This is a genomic window from Sphingomonas sp. H160509 (assembly GCF_024124765.2).
In the GTDB taxonomy this organism is placed as follows: domain Bacteria; phylum Pseudomonadota; class Alphaproteobacteria; order Sphingomonadales; family Sphingomonadaceae; genus Sphingomonas.
The window spans coordinates 2,232,307-2,247,991 of the sequence record NZ_JAMXSR020000002.1 but is presented as its reverse complement, the minus strand read 5'-3'; the positions used below and the strand labels follow the sequence as shown (position 1 = coordinate 2,247,991).

The following is a 15,685-nucleotide window of genomic DNA, read 5'->3' as shown; positions in this document are numbered from 1 at the left end:
GTCAGAAGCTGGCCTCGTCGTAGACCTTCGACACGTCGCCATTCCAGGCGCCGTTATAGCGATCGAGCAGCACTTCAGCTGGTACCTTGCCGCTCCGTACGATCTCGCGCAGCGGATCGAGGAAGCCTGTCTCGTTGTCGCCCGCCCGGTTGAACCGCGCCCGTGCCGACAGCCCGGCACCGGCGATGTCGAGCACTTGTCCTGCGATGTCGCGCAGCTTCCCGCCACCCGCGATCGGCGCGTTCAACGCGAGCTTCGGCACCGCATCGCGCAACGCCTGACGCTCGTCGATCGTCCAGTCCTTGACCAGGTCCCACGCCGCATCGAGCGCATCCTGATCGTACAGCAATCCGACCCACAGCGCCGGCAGCGCGCAGATTCTGGTTCCACGGCCCGCCATCGGCACCGCGCATCTCTAGGAACGTCTTCAACCGCACCTCGGGGAACGCGGTCGACAGATGATCGGTCCAGTCGTCGAGCGTCGGCTTCTCGCCCGGCAGCACCGACAATTCGCCCTTCAGGAAGTCACGGAACGAGAGGCCGGCGGCGTCGATATACTTGCCCTCGCGGTAGACGAAGTACATCGGCACATCGAGCGCGTATTCGGCATAGCGCTCGTACCCGAAGCCGTCCTCGAACACGAACGGCAGCATGCCGGTGCGGTGCGGATCGGTGTCGGACCAGATATGGCTGCGATACGACAGCATGCCGTTGGGCCGCCCTTCCGTGAACGGCGAGTTCGCGAACAGCGCGGTCGCCAGCGGCTGGAGCGCGAGCCCCACGCGGAATTTCTTCACCATGTCCGCTTCGGACGCGTAATCCAGGTTCACCTGGATCGTGCAGGTCCGCAGCATCATGTCGAGGCCCATGCTGCCGACGCGTGGCATGTGCCGCAGCATGATCGCATAGCGCCCCTTGGGCATCGTCGGCAGTTCGACACGCGTCTTGTCCGGCCACATGCCGAGCCCGAGAAAGCCGATCCCGAGCTTCTCGCCCGCCGCCTTCACCTGCTCCAGATGGCGCCCGGTCTCGGCGCAGGTCTCGTGCAACGAGTCGAGCGGTGCGCCGGACAGTTCGAACTGGCCCGCGGGCTCCAGGCTGATGCTGCCGTCGGGGCCCGACATGGCGATGGCGTTTCCGCCCTCCATGACCGGCTTCCAGCCATATTGCTCCAGCTCGCCGAGCAACGCGCGGATGCCGCTCGGCTCGTCATAGGACGGCGCATGGTGATCGCCGTTCGCATAGACGAACTTCTCATGCTCGGTGCCGATCCGCCACGCGTCCTTCGGCTTTTCGCCGCCCGCGAAGCTGGCGATCAACTGGTCGCGCGACTCGATCGTCGGGCTAATCTTTTCGGAGCGGGAATCGTCGTCATCGCCGCGCCTTACGCGTCGATGAACGAGGGTGCTAGAGGGTATCCGGACCAATCGGTAGGTATTGCGCCGCAGCCTCGTTATCCGGCCACCTTATCCGTCCCCGCCGCCCGCCTCGTTGCCGCGCCAGTCGCCCGCCGCCGCCATCCACAGCGCGACGGCAGCGCCAGCCGCGGTTTCCGCCCGCAGGATGCGCGGCCCCAACCCGACTCCAACCGCTTGCGGATGCGCGCGGATCACTTCACGCTCGTCGGCATCGAAGCCACCTTCGGGGCCGATCAGGATTGCCGCCGGACCAGGCCGCGCCCGCATCGCTTCAAGGGCAGGCACGCCGCCGGTCTCGTCGGCAAAGAACAGCGCGCGGTCCTCGGGCCAGTCGCGGAGCAGCACGGCGAGCTTCACCGGCTCGGTCACCTCGGGCAGCGCGGTGCGTCCGCATTGCTCCGCCGCCTCGATCATCTGCGTCCGCAGCCGCTCGGTATTGGGCTTGTCGACGATCGTCCGCCGCGTGACCACCGGCACCAGCCGCGCGACGCCAAGCTCGCACGCCTTCTCCGCCATCCAGTCGACCCGCCCCTTCTTGAGCGGCGCGGCGCACAGCCAGAGATCGGGCACATCCTCGCGCGGCCGCAGCAACTCGGTGACGTCGAGCATTAGATCGCGCTTGCCGACGCTCGACGCGATGCCGAGCCATTCCCCAGTCCGGTCGTCGAACAGCTTCACCGGATCGCCGATCTTCATCCGCATTACGCCTGCGAGATAATGCGCCGCCGACCCGTCGACGTGGAGCGGACCGGCCGCGAGCGGCGTATCGACGAAGAGGCGCGGCGTGGACTGCGGCGGCCAAGCTGGGGTTGCAGGCATGGTGGCGTCCTAGCAAATCCTCCCCGGCACGGGGAGGGGGACCAGCGAAGCTGGTGGAGGGGGGCTTCCACGCAAGAAGCGCTTGCGTTCAGCGTCTTCCACCAGGGTTGCGGCGCGTGTTGCGCATTCCGCCAGCAATACGCTCGCGGCGATCCCCCTCCGCCCTTCGCCGATGGCGAACGGTCCCCCCTCCCCGTGCCGGGGAGGATGGCACTCTCGCTCCCCTCCCTGAAAGGGAGGGGGCTGGGGGTGGGTTGGCTCGAATTGCCGGCACGTCCGCCAAGCAGCCGACCCACCCCCGACCCCCTCCCTTCCAGGGAGGGGGAGAAGATTAGCCCCTTCCGGCCCACGCAAAAACTCAGTTCAGCGTTTCCGCCGCGCCCACATTTTTCGCGCGATCACCCAAGCGACAACCAGGACCACAACCCCAAGGATCAACACCCCCGCGACTGCCCCGGCGACGCGAAAAATCCCCCAGAACAACGCCTCGACGAAGCGGCCGACCGCGACCGAAAGGCCGATCATGCTGGAGGGTCCGAACGCGTCACGCCCCACCGGTACCCGGCAAAGGCTTGCGCGCCAAACCCCGTCTTCCTACGCCCCCCAGCATGCAGACCAAGCCGATGCACGACGAAATCGTCCCCGACAGCGAGCACAGGGGTTTAGTCGGCCGCCTCCCGCCAACCCTCCGCGGCTTGGCCCTACTCGCCCGCTTCGACCGCCCGATCGGCTGGTGGCTGCTCTTCTGGCCAGGCGCCTGGGGAGTCGCGCTAGCCGGCGGCGCGGTGCAGCGCTGGGACCTGATCCTCTGGCTCCTGCTCGGCAGCATCGCGATGCGCGGCGCCGGGTGCGTGTTCAACGACATCGTCGACCGCGACCTCGACGCGCAGGTCGCGCGCACCCGCGCCCGCCCGATCCCGAGCGGCCTCGTGTCGATAAAGCTCGCCTGGGTCTGGCTCGTCGCGCTCTGCCTGATCGGCTTTGCGGTCCTCCTGCAACTCACCTTCTTCGCCGCGATCGTCGCGCTCGCCAGCCTCGCGCCCGTCGCCGCCTACCCCTTCATGAAGCGCATCACCTGGTGGCCGCAGGCGTGGCTCGGCATCGTCTTCTCCTGGGCGCTGCTGGTCGGTTGGAGCGATATCGCCGGCGCGCTCGATACGCCGATGTGGCTGCTCTACGCCGGCTCGATCGCGTGGGTGATCGGCTACGACACGATCTACGCGCTGCAGGACCGCGAAGATGACGCGATGATCGGCATCCGCTCGTCCGCGCTCCGCATGGGCGCGCACGTGAAGGCTGGCGTCGGCATCTTCTACGTCGCCGCCGTCGCCTTATGGGCCGCAGCGTTCTGGCAAGTCCGCCCCGACCCGCTCGCGATCGCCGCGCTCGTTCCCGTCGCGCTCCACCTCGCATGGCAGGTCGTAACGTTCAAACCCGACACGCACGAGGGGCGCAGGCACCGCCGCACTCGCCCGCTTCCGCGCGAACCGTTTCGCCGGACTGCTGATGTTCCTCGCCTGCGTGGTTGTCGGCACGAGCCTGCATCCTTAAGTCGCTGATATGCTGACCCCAGACCAAGCCCGCGACCGCGCCCACGACATCGTCCAGCGCGCGAGGGCGGCAGGCGCCGACGCCGCCGACGCAGTCTTCGCCGCCGACGCCGCGCTCGACGTGTCGATCCGCCTCGGCAAGCTCGAGGATATCGGCCGCTCCGAAAGCGAGGATCTTGGCCTGCGCGTGTTCGTCGGCCAGCGTTCCGCGAGCGTCTCCACCTCCGACCTCTCGACCGCCGCGATGGACGCGTTGGTCGAACGCGCGGTGGCGATGGCGCGTGAGGCACCGGAAGATCCTTGGGCAGGTCTGGCCCCCCGCCGACCGCCTCCTCCACGGTATCACGCCCATGCTCGGCCTCGACGATGGTGGCGAAGCCAGCCCCGAGCAACTCCGCGACGCCGCGCTTGAGGCCGAGGACGCCGCGCGCGCCGTCCCCGGCGTCTCGAACAGCGAAGGCGGCGGCGCTAGCGCCTCGCGCAGCGTCTGGGCATTGGCCACCAGCCACGGTTTCGCCGGCGCCTACGCCGCGACCGGCTACGGCGTGTCGGCCAGCGTGCTCGCGGGTGAAGGCGGCGGCATGCAGCGCGACTATGCGCACAGCAGCGCCCGTCTCCGCGCGCATCTCGAATCGCCCGAAGCGATCGGTCGCCGCGCCGGCGAACAAGCCGTCGCGCGCCTCAACCCCGGCCGCCTCGTCAGCGGGCCCACCACGATCGTCTACGATCGCCGCGTCGGCGGGTCACTGGTCGGCCACATGCTCGGCGCGATCTCCGGCCAGGCGATCACCCGGAAGACGAGCTTCCTGCTCGATCTCGCTCGGCAGCCAGGTGTTCGCGCACGGCATCACCATCCGCGACGATCCGCACCGCCCGCACGGCCTGCGTTCGCGACCGTTCGACGGCGAAGGCCTGCCCGTCTCGCCAAGCGACATCATCGAGGATGGCATGCTCGAACGCTGGCTGCTCGATTCCGCCTCGGCACGCCAGCTCGGCCTCGAACCCACCGGCCACGCCGCGCGCGGTGTCGGTGGCGGGCCCGGCGTATCGACCAGCAACGTGTTCATGGAGCCGGGCCACGTACCCCTCGAAACGCTGATCGCCGACATCGAGTCGGGCGTCTACGTCACCGAACTGATGGGCGGCGGCGCGAACGGCGTGACCGGCGATTACAGCCGTGGCGCAGCGGGCTTCCGCATCGAGAACGGCCAGATCACCACGCCGGTCGCGGAGTTCACGATCGCCGGCAACGTCAAGGACATGTTCCTCGCGATGACCCCCGCGAACGACCTTGAATTTCGCTACGGCGTCAACGTGCCGACGCTGCGCGTGGAGGGCATGACGGTGGCGAGTGGCTGAGCGGCGGCGCGGGCCCGAGCGCTCGCCGGCATGGCTGCGCGCTATGGCGGACGCGGTAGCGAGTATCGCCGCAGAGGCTGGCGCAATGGCGCTCGACCGCTTCGACACCGACTTCCAGCGCTGGGAAAAGACCCCCGGCAGTCCGGTCTGCGAACTCGACATCGCGATCGACCGGATGCTGAAGGCGCGGCTGTCGACCCTTCTCCCCGAAGCCGGCTGGCTCTCCGAGGAAACCGCCGACAACGCCGACCGCCTGGCCCACGACCTGCTCTGGGTCGTCGACCCGATCGACGGAACGCGAGACTATATCCGCGCCAGGCCCGGCTGGTGCGTCTCGGTCGCGCTAGTCGACCGTGGCAAGCCGGTGATCGGCATCCTCGAAGCGCCGTCCCGCGACGAACGCTGGCACGCGGTCGCAGGGCAGGGCGCCACGCGCAACGGCATCCCGCTGAAAGCCGGCAACCGAACCGACTTCCCCGGTAGCCGGACCCCGGTGGACGCCCTCCCCAAAGCCGACCGAGACCTCGTCATGGTCCACAAACCCAACTCGATCGCCCTGCGCATAGCCATGGTAGCCGCCGACGAAGCCGACCTCGTAGCCACCCTCCGCTGGGGCAACGAATGGGACATCGCCGCCGCAATCCTCGTCGCGAGCGAAGCGGGTGCGGTGGTGACCGATGCACTCGGTGCACCGCTGATCTTCAACAAACCGCGCCCGCAGGCGTTCGGCGTACTTGTCTCGACACCGGGAATACATGCATCGGCAGTCCAGCGCCTGGCGGACCGGGCCCGCGCGATCAACGGCTAGTGCCGGTCAGCGACTTGCCGTTATCGTCGTATCCGGCAGCGTCAGGTCGAGCACCTCCAGTTCGCCGGGGCCGCCTCGTCTATTGATCAGACTGCCGGTAGGCGTTTGATACGTGCCCCGCAGCGAGAACCGCTCGACCCTGTAGACGCCCCGCGCGCCGGCCGCTCCGTCCGTACCCGTATAGCGGCGCGCGGATACCTGCTTGACCAGATACCCCGCCCACCCCGTCGACCGCGATCCGCGCAGGATCTCGGCATCGTCGGTCTTGCCATCGGGCTTGATCCAGAACCCGATATCGACCCACTGGATCGAGCCGACATCGGACGAACTGGCCGGCACCGGGTTCCTGAGGTCGAATTTGGCGGCTGCGTCCCGTGCCGCCGCCTCTGCCGTTGGTTCATAGGGGAGGGCCCCAGATCAGCACCGGTCGGGTCGAATTGTCGTGGCCGATCTCCCGCACCAACCGGTCGACTTGACTATCATCGGCACGTTGCGCTGCCAGTCGCAAGCGGACCACCCGCGACACCGATCGAAGCGCGGGGTCGGTCGCGGCAGGTCTTGCCTCGGCTTCGGCGAGAAGGCGGGAGGCCCCGGCGGGATCGTTCCGCGCGTTGGCCAGTTCGGCGCGACGCAATGTCGCCAGCATCGCCAACGTCGCGTTGCCGTCGGCAAGCGCCTGCCGTTCGACCGCGCGATAGGAAAGCTCGGCCGTGCGTCCGTCGCGCAGTGCCAGCCACATGTCGCCGGTGGCGAACGCGGCGGCAGTCACCGCGGGATCGTCGTGCGGTAAATTCTCGCGCAGCGTGCGAACTTGGCCGCCTACCGCTCTCTTGAAGACATCCATTTCGCCGTCGTGCAGCGACACCGTCGCATAGGCTTCATATAGCGCCGCGACCGGCTTTGGTGCGATCGCGGCATTCTGCTTGTTGCGCGCAACCGCGGCAGGCGAGCGTCCGCCTGGCCCGCTGATAGGCGCCTTGGCGGAATTGCTGTTCGGCAAACGCGATCGAGACCTGCGCATCGCGAAGCGGCGGGCAACCTTGTTCGACGCAGGCCTGGTATGCTTCGTCCAGACGTTTGCCCGACACGACGATGTCGGGTGTAGCAGCCTGCATCGCCAGCACGAAAAGCAACCCGATCATGGTCCAGCCTCCGGATCTATCCGGCGACATCGTGCATGATTCGGATCAACGATCAAAGTCTAAATTCATCGGGTCTGATTGCAGTTCGTGGCACGCGCTCGCGCTACTGCGCGCCGTCTTTCTCGTATTCGATCTTATTTCCGAAACGCGCGCGTCGCGAGATTGTCGAGGTCGCTCTAATCCAGACGCGCTTATCACTGAAACACCGCTCGAGCGGCGAAATGCCAGCTACCCGAGCACGCGCTTGCCTTTCGTTCGGCTGGTCAGGTGGAACTGTAGGCAGCGGTCGCAGCGATAGGCCCTCAGCGGTACGCGTCCGGTCTGCGCCACAACGAGCGCGTCGGCTTCGGAGACGAAGCGTGCCTTCCTGCGGCAGACGCTAAGCCGGGTGCGTTTCAGCTGCTCAATCCTTGTACTTCATCTCCAGAAAACGGCCGCGGGTCGACAGGTTGTCGAGGTCGCTCTGCGCGAGGCGGGCGGTCATCTCGCCGATCTCCTGTTCGATCAGCTTCAGGCCGTCGACCAGCTCGGCGTCGGGCGAGCGCCCGTTGCGCGGCGTCGTGCGGAGCGACGCCGGCACCTTCTCGTAATCCTTGACGAAGGCGGGGAGCTGTTCGCCGATCAGTTTCCGCACGTCGACCGCTTCCTGCGTGTTCGCGTCGAGCATCGCGAGTTGCGGGGTTAGCGTTTCGAGGCGCAGGCCGATCTTGTCGACCAGCGTCATCGCGGGCGCGGGGAGTGCGGGGCGTTGCGCCTCCAGCCAGCGTTCGGTCTGGGCAGGCAACGCGCGGATGTCGACCGCCGCCAAGCGCTCGGGCGTGGGAGCGCGTTCCGCCGGCCAGACCGCGAACAACACCGTCGCGGCGACCAGCAGCGCCATCACCAGCATCGCGCCGCCGATGCCGAGCGGCACGATCCAGCCGATCACCATCGCCGCGATCAGGATCGACACGTCGGCGACCGCGATCCGGGTCAGCCGCTTGCCGATCGCCTGCGTCTGCCGCGCCCGCCCCCGCGATGGCACGCGCCCGATCACCGTGCCGGTGCGGTCGTCGGAAATGCGCGACCAGGAGGCGCGGGCGCTGGCGATGGCGTCGTCGACTTCGCTCACGAGGGTTACATCGCCTCCAGCTTGAACGGGCTGGCGGAAGGTCCGCCCAACTGCCCCTGCGTCGCGCCTTCAGCCCGCGCGATATACCCACGGGATTTATCGACCTCGTTCGACAGCGCGCCGACGGTGACCTTCATCGAATCGAGCGCCTTCAGCTTGAACACGTCGATCGCGTCCATCGTGTCGTAGATATTCTGGAACGCGCGTTGCAGCGTCTCCAGCGGGATAGTCGCCGACGCCGCCTGTTCGTGGATCTGCGCGGTCTGCGATTTGAGCAGCTTGCCCGTCGAATCGATGATGTTCGCGGTGGTCGTGTTGAGCGCGGTGATCTGCTCCAGCACCAGCTTCTGGTTGGTCAGCGCCTGCGCCACCGTCACCGCGGTCCGCAGCGCCGAGACGGTCGTGGTCGACGCGCGATCGACGCCCTTCACCAGCTCGACATTGTTCTTCTTGACCAGATCGAGCGCGAGATAGCCCTGCACGGTCACCGCCATCTGAGTCAGCAGGTCCTGCGTCCGCTGGCGCGTGTAGAACAGCGCGGTCTCGCGGATCGCCTTCGCCTTGGCGGGATCGCTGTGGTCGAGATCGTTGGCGACGTCCTCCAGCTTGGCGTCCATCGTCTTCGACAGATGGATCATCTGCTCGAGCCGACCCATCGCCGCCCACAGATTCGCGCGCTCGGTATCGATCGCGGCATTGTCCATCAGCAGCTCGTCCTTGCCCGAGCCGAGGCTCTTCAGGATCTGCGCGATGTGCGTCTGCGACGATTTATAGCCGTCGAAATAATTGCGCATCTTGCCACCGAACGGGATGATCCCGAACAGCTTCTGCGGCGCGGTCAGATTGCCCTTCTTGCCGGGATCGAGATCCTCGACGACGCGGCGCAGTTCGGCGAGGTCCTTGCCGACGCCGGTCTCCTGATCCATCGCCTTGACCGGGCGATCGAGGAAGCGGTTCGACTGGCCGGCGGCCTCGCGGATCTCCTTCGCGCCCATCGCGGTGATCGCATCGACTCGCTTGCCGAATTCGGGCGAGTTGACGTCCTGCGCGACGAGATCGGTGACGAAGCCCGACACGCGCTCCTCCAGTTGCGACTTCACGCCGGCATCGACGGGGACGAGGCCGGACGCCTTGGCGGCGGCGACGGTCGGCACCGGATCGGGCGGGGTCAGCACCAGGCCCGGCTCTTCCGTCAGCGTGTTCGGGGTCGTCGCCATGCTCGTGTCTCCGTTCGGTGGGGCATCGTGGCTGCAACCCGCCCCGCGTTCAAGTGGCGTATATAGATAATACACTTAGGCTTGCCAACTGCTCTCCTTGAAACCTGGCGCGCGCGTGGACAGCTTGTCGGCGACATCACAGGAGTTCCAGCATGCGCGCCATCGGCTATACCAAGTCGCTCCCGATCGACGATCCGCAGTCGCTCGTCGACCTCGACCTCCCCAAGCCCGAGGCGTCCGGCCGCGACCTGCTGGTCGAGGTGAAGGCGGTGTCGGTCAACCCGGTCGACACCAAGATCCGCCAGCGTCGCGAAGATCCGGACGGCAAGCCGCAGGTGCTGGGCTGGGACGCATCGGGCGTCGTCGTCGCGATCGGCCCGGACGTGACCGGGTTCAAGGTCGGCGATGACGTGTTCTACGCGGGCGCGATCGATCGGCCCGGTACCAATTCCGAATATCACCTCGTCGACGAACGTATCGTCGGCCACAAGCCGGCGTCGCTCGACTGGGCGCAGGCGGCGGCGCTGCCGCTGACCTCGGTCACCGCGTGGGAGACGCTGTTCGACCGGCTCGACGTGCGTAAGCCCGTTCCCGGTGCGGCGAACGCGATCCTGATCATCGGCGGGGCAGGCGGGGTCGGCTCGATCACGATCCAGCTCGCGCGGCAGCTCACCGACCTGACCGTGATCGCCACCGCGTCGCGCGACGAGACGCGCGGCTGGGTCGAGGAGCTCGGCGCGCATCACGTGATCGACCACCGCAAGCCGCTCGCCGCGCAGATCGAGGCGCTGGGGATCGGCGCACCGGGGTTCGTGTTCTCGACGACGCATACCGACGAGCATATCGCCGAGATCGGCGAGCTGCTGGCGCCGCAGGGTCGGCTGGCGCTGATCGACGATCCGAAGACGCTGGACATCGTGCCGCTGAAGCAGAAGTCGATCTCGGTGCACTGGGAGCTGATGTACACGCGCTCGCTGTTCCAGACCGCGGACATGGGCGAGCAGGGGGTGTTGCTCGACGAGGTCGCGCGGCTGGTGGATGCGGGGACGATCCGGACGACGCTGGCGGAGAATTTCGGGCGGATTGATGCCGCGAACTTGCGGCGGGCGCATGAGCGGATCGAGAGCCACACGGCCAAGGGGAAGATCGTGCTGGAGGGGTTCTAATACCGCGCTCGTCATCCCCGCCCAGACGGGGATCTATACTGGCAGGCCTCGAGATATAGTCGCCAGCCGCTTGAGAATATGGGTCCCCGCCTCCGCAGGGATGACTTGCGGTTGCTCGCACCACCCCGGCGGAGGCCGGGGCCCAGTTGGGGAACGTTGCTAACGGATCGCGGCACGTCATTATTGCCGCCTTTCCAACTGGGCCCCGGCCTTCGCCGGGGTGGAATGGAGGGTGGGGCGTTGCAGGTCGCCGCCTCCTCACGATCCTCCCCCCGCAAGGGGAGGTGGCAGGCTCTTGCCTGACGGAGGGGGAGGCGCGCCCCAACCTCTGTTCCGTGTCCTCCCCCCTCCGTCACCTTCGGCGACACCTCCCCCTGGCGGGGGAGGATCGCAATATCCACTCTGGCGCCCCGGCAAACACGCGATACTCTGCACCATGCTTCGCCCGCTGATCCTCGCGCTCGCCCTCCTCCCCGCGGCAGCCACGAATCGTCCCCCACCAGCCGATCCGCTCACCGCCACGATCCACACCGAAGACGCCGACCGCTTCGCCGCGCTCTTCGCCAAGACCAAGGGCAAGCCAACCGCCGCGCAACTCGAGCGCGACTACCTCGACAAGGGCAGTTTCGGCATCGGCGTCTTCACCCCCCGGCCGGATCGTCGATGCGGACACTCTCACGCGCGCCATCGCCGCCAACCCGACCCGCTACGCGCAGGCGATCAAGACCTGTCTCCCCGCCGCCAAGGCCGCGACCGCCGATCTCCGCGCGATCTATCTCGGCCTCCACGGCGCACTCCCCGACGTGAAGCTCCCGCAAGTCTATATAGTCTTCGGCGCGAACACCTCTGGCGGCACCGCCAAGCCCGGCGCGCAGGTGCTCGGGCTCGAAGTGCTGTGCCGCATGTCGCCGACGCCCGACAAACTCCGCCAGACGCTCCGCCATTTCTTCGCGCACGAGACGGTGCATTCCTTCCAGCAGGACGCCGGCATGACGCTCGCCCGCGATCCCCTGCTCACCGCGATCCTCGTCGAAGGCGCCGCCGACTTCATCGCGCAACTCGTCACCGGCGAGGAGCCCGACGCCGCGCGCGCCGCCTGGGCCACCCCACGCGAGGCCGAACTCTGGCGTCAGATGCAGGCCGACATCGCGCTCACCCGCACGCTCACCGACAAGGACGACCCGGAAGAAGGCTCGCCCGAAGCCAAGGCGTACGCGCGCTGGATCGGCAACTACTCCACGCCGCCCGCCGGCTGGCCGCCCGAACTCGGCTACTGGATGGGGCTGCGGATCTGGCAGCGTTACTATGCCGCCGCGCCCGACAAGCACGCCGCGCTGAGGGCAATGCTAGCGGTCCGCGATCCCCGTGCTATTCTCGCCGCCGGAACATACAAGCGCCGCGGAGGTTCCCTCTAAAGGCGACGAAATGCCGCTGCGTCTTCCCGCGGCGCAACAATTACGCTATGGCGCGCGCCAACCCCGTTCCTCGATCAAGAGAATACATTCATGAGCCTCCGCAACGTGGCGATCATTGCGCACGTCGATCACGGCAAGACGACGCTGGTCGACCAGCTCTTCCGCCAGTCCGGCACCTTCCGCGACAACCAGCGCGTCGAAGAGCGCGCAATGGATTCGAACGACCTCGAAAAAGAGCGTGGCATTACCATTCTCGCCAAGCCGACCTCGGTCGACTGGACCCCTCCCGGCGAGTCCGAGAGCATCCGCATCAACATCGTCGACACGCCCGGCCACGCCGATTTCGGCGGCGAAGTCGAGCGCATCCTGTCGATGGTCGATGGCGTCGTCCTGCTGGTCGATTCGTCGGAAGGCGCGATGCCGCAGACCAAGTTCGTCACCGGTAAGGCGCTGGCGCTCGGCCTGAAGCCGATCGTCGTCGTCAACAAGGTCGATCGCAACGACGCGCGCATCCAGGAAGTGCTCGACGAAGTGTTCGACCTGTTCGTGTCGCTCGACGCGAACGACGACCAGCTCGACTTCCCCGTGCTCTACGCATCGGGTCGCAACGGCTATGCCTCGACCGACATGGACGCGCGCGAAGGCACGCTGATCCCGATGTTCGAGACGATCGTGAAGCACGTGCCCCCGCCCGCCGTGGAAGTCGCCGGCGTGCCGTTCACCTTCCTCGTCACGCTGCTCGACCGCGATCCGTTCCTCGGCCGCGTTCTCACCGGTCGCGTCAATTCGGGTACCGTGAAGACCAACCAGGCGATCCACGCGCTCGATAACGACGGCAAGATCATCGAGACCGGTCGTGCGTCCAAGATCATGTCGTTCCGTGGTCTCGAGCGCGTTCCCGTCGACGAAGCCAAGGCCGGCGACATCATCTCGCTGGCAGGTCTCTCGGTCGCTACGGTTGCCGACACGATCGCCGACATCACGGTGACCGAGCCGCTGCACGCGCAGCCGATCGATCCCCCCACGCTGTCGATGCGTTTTGCCGTGAACGATTCGCCGATGGCGGGTCGCGAGGGCAGCAAGGTGACGAGCCGCATGATCCGCGAGCGCCTGTTCCGCGAAGCCGAGTCGAACGTTGCCGTGAAGGTGACCGAGGCGGCCGACAAGGACAGCTTCGAAGTCGCCGGCCGCGGTGAGCTTCAGCTGGGCGTGCTGATCGAGACGATGCGCCGCGAAGGCTTCGAGCTGGGCATCTCGCGTCCGCGCGTGCTGTTCGGCGAGGACGAGAACGGCAAGAAGACCGAGCCGTACGAGACCGTCATCATCGACGTCGACGAGGAGCATTCGGGTACCGTCGTCGAGAAGATGAACACGCGCAAGGCCGAGCTGACCGACATGCGTCCGTCGACCGGCGGCAAGACCCGCATCACCTTCTCGGCGCCGTCGCGCGGGATGATCGGCTATCATGGCGAGTTCCTGTCCGACACGCGCGGCACGGGGATCATGAACCGGCTGTTCGAGAAGTACGGTCCGCACAAGGGCGCGATCGAGGGTCGCAAGAACGGCGTGCTGATCTCGAACGGTTCGGGCGAGGCGAACAACTACGCACTGGGTCCGCTCGAAGAGCGCGGCATCCTGTTCGTGGGCCACGGCGAGGCACTCTATGAGGGCATGATCGTCGGCGAGAACGCCAAGCCGGACGACCTCGAGGTCAACCCGATGAAGACCAAGGCGCTGACCAACTTCCGCGCGAGCGGCGGCAAGGACGACCAGGTCCGCCTGTCCCCGCCGAAGCGCGCGACGCTGGAGCAGGCGATCGCCTACATCGACGACGACGAGATGGTCGAAGTCACGCCGAAGTCGATCCGTCTGCGCAAGCGCTTCCTGGACGCGAACGAGCGCAAGCGCGCTAGCCGGGCTAAGCAGAGCTCGTAAGCCTGGCACGGCGAAGCCGGCCAAGCTTACGAGCTCGGCCGGCCTCGCTTAGGCGAGGTCCGACGACGCGGCTTTGCCGTGTCGCGCTGGGCAAGAGATGCAGAAGGGCCGGGGAAACCTCCGGCCTTTTTCTTTGTGCGCGAAAGTCAGAACAAACCCAATTCTCCCCCCTCCCTGGAAGGGAGGGGCCGGGGGTGGGTCGGCTTCCGCATCATGGCACGGCTGCGGCCAAAGCTGGCCGACCCACCCCCAACCCCTCCCTTCCAGGGAGGTGGGAATGGCGGCCTTCACGGCGATGTGGCGAACTAAACCTAGTCCAGGAAGCTAAAGGATCCCTCTCCCACCGGGGAGGAAGAGACGCCAAAGGCGGCGAAAGGTGAGGGCACGGTGCGCTACCGTAAGGAAATGGCCCCACCCTCAAGCAGCAGTAATCCGCCCACCCCGCGCCAACATCTCCCCCACTCGTAACGATCACCTGATCCCCCAGCTTAACCTGCTCGAAGATCAGCTTCGCAAACGCAGTCGGCACCCCGACGCACCCATGCGTAGCGTACTTCCCATCCATCAACGCGCTGCCGTGGATCGAAACCCCATCGTTAGTCAGCCGCATCATGTACGGCATCGGCGCCCCGTACAGGTTCGACACATGATGCGCGTCTTTCTGAGTGATCTTGAACACGCCGAGCGGGGTAGGCTTCTCGTCGGCACCGTAGATCACCGCCGCCGTCCCGATCTCGTACCCGCTGCGAAAGATCGACAAGGTCTGCGCCACCAGGTCGACCGTGATCACGATCGGCCCCTCCGGCACGCCCGCCGTATCCCAATAATACGCCCCATGCCGCAAAGGCTCCGGCACGTTCAGCACCCGCTTCACGACATACGCATCGGCCGGGTCCTCCGCAGCGACGGCAACGGGCTTCGGCGCCGCTTTCGCAACCGGCGTGGCGATCCGAGCCACCCGAGCAGGCGCCTCGACCGCCCGCACTTTGACTGGCGACCCCGACAAGGCCAGCCCACCGATCAGCACCGCACTCCCGCCGAGCACGGCAAAGGCGATCGCTCGCGTCGTCATCATCCTGCGCATCGCCGCACCCTATCCGATATTCGTAAACATTGCCCAGCAGTGCCGCGCCGCCCGTGTCCCCGCACGGGACCAGCACCGCCAGCTATACCGTGGGTTAACAAGCCGTTCCGAACCAGTTCAGGCCGAATCGCCTAAACCCTGAAACACGGTCGGACACTTATGCGTTTGTCCCAAGCGGACCGGGCGTAACTAGTAACGGAGTTCGGAAGAGATGAACGGATTTTTCAAGAAAGCAGGCCTCGGCGTAGCACTCGCCGCAACGGCTCTGACGGCAGCAGCACCAGCCGACGCGCAGCGTTGGGGGCGCGGCGGCTATGGGCGCGGCTACGGCGGCGGCTGGCACGGCCATCGTGGCGGCGGCAATGCAGCCGGCGCAGCGGTGCTCGGTGGCATCCTCGGCCTCGGCGTAGGTGCGGCGATCGCCAGCAGCAACAACCGCAATCGGTACTACGACCGCGGTTACTACAATGGCGGCTATTACGCGCAGCCACCGGTGGCCTATTACAATCCGCCGGTCCGCACCTACTACCGCGAGGATTACCGCCCGCGGTGCTGGAACGAGTGGCGCGTCGACCCCTATTATGGCGACCGGGTATCGGTTCAGGTTTGCAGCTGATCCGACCATAGATCGTGGAGAGGCGTCGGGAGTAATCCCGGCGCC

The 15,685-nt window shown here is 66.8% G+C and carries 15 protein-coding genes and 3 pseudogenes; 7 read left to right on the top strand and 11 right to left on the bottom strand.

All coding sequences use genetic code 11. The annotated features are described in order from the left end of the window. Nucleotide 1 precedes the first annotated feature (1 nt). The 3 genes and pseudogenes from NHF48_RS12655 to NHF48_RS12645 form a co-directional block, all read right to left on the bottom strand. Nucleotides 2-1,349 (bottom strand): annotated as a pseudogene (locus NHF48_RS12655) (glutamate--cysteine ligase). Between the two features lie 117 nt (nucleotides 1,350-1,466). Further along, a complete protein-coding gene (locus tag NHF48_RS12650; protein WP_253071313.1) occupies nucleotides 1,467-2,237 on the bottom strand; it encodes a 16S rRNA (uracil(1498)-N(3))-methyltransferase in 771 nt (256 codons plus the stop codon). Between the two features lie 363 nt (nucleotides 2,238-2,600). Then, on the bottom strand, nucleotides 2,601-2,762 hold the full coding sequence (locus tag NHF48_RS12645; RefSeq protein WP_165895495.1) for a hypothetical protein: 162 nt from the start codon (nucleotides 2,760-2,762) through the stop codon (nucleotides 2,601-2,603). A 98-nt stretch (nucleotides 2,763-2,860) separates the two neighbouring features. On the opposite strand from NHF48_RS12645, the pseudogene ubiA reads away from it, so the two are divergent. The 3 genes and pseudogenes from ubiA (at nucleotide 2,861) to NHF48_RS12630 (ending at nucleotide 5,954) form a co-directional block, all read left to right on the top strand. After that, a pseudogene (gene ubiA / locus NHF48_RS12640) lies at nucleotides 2,861-3,788 on the top strand (4-hydroxybenzoate octaprenyltransferase). Nucleotides 3,789-3,797: 9 nt separating this feature from the next. Then, nucleotides 3,798-5,146: pseudogene (locus NHF48_RS12635) on the top strand (TldD/PmbA family protein). A gap of 43 nt (nucleotides 5,147-5,189) precedes the next feature. After that, nucleotides 5,190-5,954, top strand: coding sequence for a 3'(2'),5'-bisphosphate nucleotidase CysQ (locus NHF48_RS12630; protein ID WP_253071312.1), 765 nt, complete (start codon nucleotides 5,190-5,192; stop codon nucleotides 5,952-5,954). Between the two features lie 6 nt (nucleotides 5,955-5,960). Here NHF48_RS12630 and NHF48_RS12625 read toward each other — a convergent pair whose 3' ends face one another. The 5 genes from NHF48_RS12625 to NHF48_RS12605 all read right to left on the bottom strand — a co-directional run bounded on the left by NHF48_RS12625 (nucleotide 5,961) and on the right by NHF48_RS12605 (nucleotide 9,424). Then, on the bottom strand, nucleotides 5,961-6,293 hold the full coding sequence (locus NHF48_RS12625) for a hypothetical protein (protein ID WP_253071311.1): 333 nt from the start codon (nucleotides 6,291-6,293) through the stop codon (nucleotides 5,961-5,963). 58 nt (nucleotides 6,294-6,351) lie between these two features. Further along, nucleotides 6,352-6,819 carry a hypothetical protein gene (locus NHF48_RS12620; protein WP_253071310.1) on the bottom strand — a complete coding sequence of 156 codons (468 nt, stop codon included), beginning with the start codon at nucleotides 6,817-6,819 and terminating at the stop codon, nucleotides 6,352-6,354. Between the two features lie 13 nt (nucleotides 6,820-6,832). Continuing rightward, nucleotides 6,833-7,096 carry a hypothetical protein gene (locus NHF48_RS12615; RefSeq protein WP_253071309.1) on the bottom strand — a complete coding sequence of 88 codons (264 nt, stop codon included), beginning with the start codon at nucleotides 7,094-7,096 and terminating at the stop codon, nucleotides 6,833-6,835. Nucleotides 7,097-7,499: 403 nt separating this feature from the next. Next, a complete protein-coding gene (locus NHF48_RS12610) occupies nucleotides 7,500-8,207 on the bottom strand; it encodes a hypothetical protein (RefSeq protein WP_253071308.1) in 708 nt (235 codons plus the stop codon). 5 nt (nucleotides 8,208-8,212) lie between these two features. Continuing rightward, on the bottom strand, nucleotides 8,213-9,424 hold the full coding sequence (locus NHF48_RS12605; RefSeq protein WP_133020402.1) for a toxic anion resistance protein: 1,212 nt from the start codon (nucleotides 9,422-9,424) through the stop codon (nucleotides 8,213-8,215). A 152-nt stretch (nucleotides 9,425-9,576) separates the two neighbouring features. Here NHF48_RS12605 and NHF48_RS12600 point away from each other — a divergent pair, with 152 nt between their 5' ends. After that, nucleotides 9,577-10,590 carry a zinc-binding alcohol dehydrogenase family protein gene (locus NHF48_RS12600; protein ID WP_253071307.1) on the top strand — a complete coding sequence of 338 codons (1,014 nt, stop codon included), beginning with the start codon at nucleotides 9,577-9,579 and terminating at the stop codon, nucleotides 10,588-10,590. A gap of 352 nt (nucleotides 10,591-10,942) precedes the next feature. Here the strand turns inward: NHF48_RS12600 and NHF48_RS12595 are convergent, their stop codons facing one another. After that, nucleotides 10,943-11,269 (bottom strand): hypothetical protein, encoded by a 327-nt coding sequence (locus tag NHF48_RS12595; RefSeq protein ID WP_263816852.1) that lies wholly within the window; start codon nucleotides 11,267-11,269, stop codon nucleotides 10,943-10,945. Beyond that, nucleotides 11,232-11,378 (bottom strand): hypothetical protein, encoded by a 147-nt coding sequence (locus NHF48_RS12590; protein ID WP_253071305.1) that lies wholly within the window; start codon nucleotides 11,376-11,378, stop codon nucleotides 11,232-11,234. Before NHF48_RS12590 ends, NHF48_RS12595 begins: the two co-directional genes overlap by 38 nt. A gap of 15 nt (nucleotides 11,379-11,393) precedes the next feature. Here NHF48_RS12590 and NHF48_RS12585 point away from each other — a divergent pair, with 15 nt between their 5' ends. Both NHF48_RS12585 and typA read left to right on the top strand, forming a co-directional pair. Further along, nucleotides 11,394-12,005: a DUF2268 domain-containing putative Zn-dependent protease gene (locus NHF48_RS12585; RefSeq protein ID WP_253071304.1), complete on the top strand. Its 612-nt coding sequence runs from the start codon at nucleotides 11,394-11,396 to the stop codon at nucleotides 12,003-12,005. Between the two features lie 90 nt (nucleotides 12,006-12,095). Further along, nucleotides 12,096-13,940: a translational GTPase TypA gene (gene typA / locus NHF48_RS12580; protein WP_253071303.1), complete on the top strand. Its 1,845-nt coding sequence runs from the start codon at nucleotides 12,096-12,098 to the stop codon at nucleotides 13,938-13,940. A 211-nt stretch (nucleotides 13,941-14,151) separates the two neighbouring features. On the opposite strand, the gene NHF48_RS12575 is transcribed toward typA, so the two are convergent. Next, nucleotides 14,152-15,024, bottom strand: a complete 873-nt coding sequence (locus NHF48_RS12575) for a L,D-transpeptidase family protein (RefSeq protein ID WP_342454642.1) — start codon at nucleotides 15,022-15,024, stop codon at nucleotides 14,152-14,154. A gap of 211 nt (nucleotides 15,025-15,235) precedes the next feature. On the opposite strand from NHF48_RS12575, the gene NHF48_RS12570 reads away from it, so the two are divergent. After that, nucleotides 15,236-15,640 (top strand): hypothetical protein, encoded by a 405-nt coding sequence (locus tag NHF48_RS12570; protein ID WP_056066696.1) that lies wholly within the window; start codon nucleotides 15,236-15,238, stop codon nucleotides 15,638-15,640. Nucleotides 15,641-15,685: the final 45 nt, after the last annotated feature.

Excerpts from the sequence above, each read along its gene's own strand:
- NHF48_RS12650 (WP_253071313.1), bottom strand. The coding sequence starts at position 2,237 with ATGCCTGCAACCCCAGCTTGGCCGCCGCAGTCCACGCCGCGCCTCTTC.
- NHF48_RS12645 (WP_165895495.1), bottom strand. The coding sequence starts at position 2,762 with ATGATCGGCCTTTCGGTCGCGGTCGGCCGCTTCGTCGAGGCGTTGTTC.
- NHF48_RS12630 (WP_253071312.1), top strand. The coding sequence starts at position 5,190 with ATGGCGGACGCGGTAGCGAGTATCGCCGCAGAGGCTGGCGCAATGGCG.
- NHF48_RS12615 (WP_253071309.1), bottom strand. The coding sequence starts at position 7,096 with ATGATCGGGTTGCTTTTCGTGCTGGCGATGCAGGCTGCTACACCCGAC.
- NHF48_RS12605 (WP_133020402.1), bottom strand. The coding sequence starts at position 9,424 with ATGGCGACGACCCCGAACACGCTGACGGAAGAGCCGGGCCTGGTGCTG.
- NHF48_RS12600 (WP_253071307.1), top strand. The coding sequence starts at position 9,577 with ATGCGCGCCATCGGCTATACCAAGTCGCTCCCGATCGACGATCCGCAG.
- typA (WP_253071303.1), top strand. The coding sequence starts at position 12,096 with ATGAGCCTCCGCAACGTGGCGATCATTGCGCACGTCGATCACGGCAAG.
- NHF48_RS12575 (WP_342454642.1), bottom strand. The coding sequence starts at position 15,024 with ATGCGCAGGATGATGACGACGCGAGCGATCGCCTTTGCCGTGCTCGGC.
- NHF48_RS12570 (WP_056066696.1), top strand. The coding sequence starts at position 15,236 with ATGAACGGATTTTTCAAGAAAGCAGGCCTCGGCGTAGCACTCGCCGCA.